The following is a 2,407-nucleotide window of genomic DNA, read 5'->3' on the forward strand; positions in this document are numbered from 1 at the left end:
CGCGGCGTCTGGCCGCGGCAGGCTGCAAACTGGCACCAATCTTGCTGTTTATCACTATTCCCAGAGCGTTAAGAGAAGGCAGGTTCGATGATGGATTACCAGACCGCGGTGCGCGGTGCATTTTTTGATATCGCCGGCGTGGCGGAGACCCCGGATGAGGTGGCCGCCCAGGCCCGCTATCTCGATGATGGCTTGTTGTTCCTGCAGGAGGGGAAAATTATCGCCCTGCTGCCATGGCAGGAGGGGGAAGCCTTTCTGCATCCCCTGAAGGGCTATGTCGATCTGAGGGGTAAGCTGCTGCTGCCGGGGTTCGTTGATGCCCACGTTCACTATCCGCAGACCGAGATGATCGGCGCCTTTGGCGAACAGCTGCTGGAGTGGCTCACCACCTACACCTTCCCGGTGGAGAGCCAGTTTGCCGATGCGGAGTATGCCCAGGAGATAGCGCAGTTTTTTGTAAATCAGCTGATAAGCCATGGCACCACCACCGCGCTGGTGTTTTGTACCCTGCATCCGGCATCGGTGGAGGCGTTATTCAGCGAAGCGCTGCGCCTCAATATGCGCCTGATCGCCGGGAAAGTGATGATGGATCGCCATGTGCCCGACTACCTGTGCGAAACCGCCGGGGAGAGCTACGAGCAGACCCGGGCGTTGATCCGCCGCTGGCATCAGCGCGGCAGGCTGGGCTATGCCATCACCCCGCGCTTTGCCCCCACCTCGACTCCGGCGTTGCTGGAGGCGGTGCAGCGCCTGCGGGCCGAGTTTCCCGACACCTGGCTGCAGACGCATCTCAGTGAAAACCGGGAGGAGATCGCCTGGGTTAAACAGCTGTGGCCTGAGCATGCGCGCTATCTGGATGTCTATCATCACTATCAGCTCACCGGCGAACGCAGCGTCTTCGCTCACGGGATCCATCTCGATGATGCCGAGTGGCAGTGCCTGCATGACACCGGGTCCGCAGTCGCCTTCTGCCCGACGTCGAATCTGTTTCTCGGCAGCGGGCTGTTCCGCCTGCCCGCCTGCTGGCAGCACCAGGTGCGGATGGGCATCGGCAGCGACGTCGGAGCCGGGACCACCTTCAGCATGCTGCGGACGCTGGGCGAGGCCTACAAGGTAGGACAACTGCAGAGCTATCGCCTGCGCGCCAGCGAGGCCTTCTATCACGCCACCCTCGGCGGGGCGCGCGCCCTGCGGCTGGAGGAGAAAATTGGCAATTTCCAGCCGGGCAAAGAGGCGGATTTTGTGGTGATTGACCCGGCGGTCACCCCGCTGCAGCGCCTGCGCATAGGCCGCTGCCATGACATTTATGAGCAGCTGTTCGTGCTGATGACCCTGGGTGATGAACGCAATATCAGCGAGACGTGGGTGAATGGCGAGCGGGTGTGGTGTCAGGACTGACCCCTCAGCCAGTCCCACTTCCTGAAAAGAACGAGAAAACGCACCATACCTTGTTTGCCACCTTAACGCAGGCTAACCCACTACAGGCGGGGGCTTATTCAGGCGGCGCCATCTCTACTGCGCCGTCGCTCAGAGCTGTCAAAAGGCATGCGCGTCACCCTATTACGCCCGTCATTTTTTGCCGCATACAGCGCTTTATCGACGCGGGAAAACAGTTGATCAACCGTTTCGCCGTCATGATGTTCAGCCACGCCGATGCTGACGGTCACCGACAGCGTCTGGTATTCGCTAACCGCCTGGCGGATCCCCTCCGCCAGTATCAGCGCGCGGCCGATCGGCGAATGGGGCAAAAAAAGCAGAAACTCTTCTCCACCCCAGCGATAAATTTTATCTTCGCGGTCGACCGACGTTTCCAGAATACGAGAGAGCACCAGCAGGACCTCATCGCCTTTTTGATGGCCGTGAATATCATTAATGCTCTTGAAATGATCGATATCGATTAACAGCAGACAATAACCCCGGGGGATAAAAGTTGGCGCCTCAACCAGACGGTGAAACTCCCGGCGATTAAGCAAGCCGGTTAACGGATCGTGGGCGGCGGAAAATTCCAGCTCTTTTTTCAGATGCACTTCTTCGGTGATATCGTGAATGATGCATAGCATCAGTCGAATATTATACAGCACCACCGGCCCGGCATAAGTTTGGACATGGCGTAGCGAGCCGTCAGCCAGAATATGCGTAAAATTAAGCGGTTTATGACCGCCAGGCAGACTGGCAATATTATTCATAATGGGGATAACGTCCCGGCCCAGGGTATTTATTTGCCAGGTATGTTTGGTGCGCATTTCCTCATCGGAATAATGATAAAAACGTAGCGCGGCAATATTGGCATCGACAATCCGGCCATCTTTATGAGGGTCGATCAACAGCATCGGCGCGGTATTAGTCATAAAAAAGCGAGCGAAAAAGCCATTGTTACGCCGCTGGTAGCGGCGGGGGGCGGGGTGGA

General features: G+C 57.8%; 2 protein-coding genes. One reads left to right on the forward strand and one right to left on the reverse strand.

Translation table 11 applies throughout. From position 1 onward, the window contains the following. Positions 1-87: 87 nt before the first annotated feature. Entirely contained in the window at positions 88-1,398 is a 1,311-nt protein-coding gene (gene guaD / locus HMPREF9538_RS07245; protein WP_004199969.1) for a guanine deaminase, read from the forward strand. A 98-nt stretch (positions 1,399-1,496) separates the two neighbouring features. On the opposite strand, the gene HMPREF9538_RS07240 is transcribed toward guaD, so the two are convergent. Beyond that, positions 1,497-2,407 (reverse strand): sensor domain-containing diguanylate cyclase (locus HMPREF9538_RS07240; protein ID WP_009485815.1); only part of this gene is annotated, 911 nt, incomplete at its 5' end.

The organism is Klebsiella sp. MS 92-3, from assembly GCF_000195655.1.
Lineage (GTDB): Bacteria > Pseudomonadota > Gammaproteobacteria > Enterobacterales > Enterobacteriaceae > Klebsiella > Klebsiella pneumoniae.

Coding starts and splice junctions, on each gene's coding strand:
- guaD (WP_004199969.1), top strand. CDS start 88: ATGATGGATTACCAGACCGCGGTGCGCGGTGCATTTTTTGATATCGCC.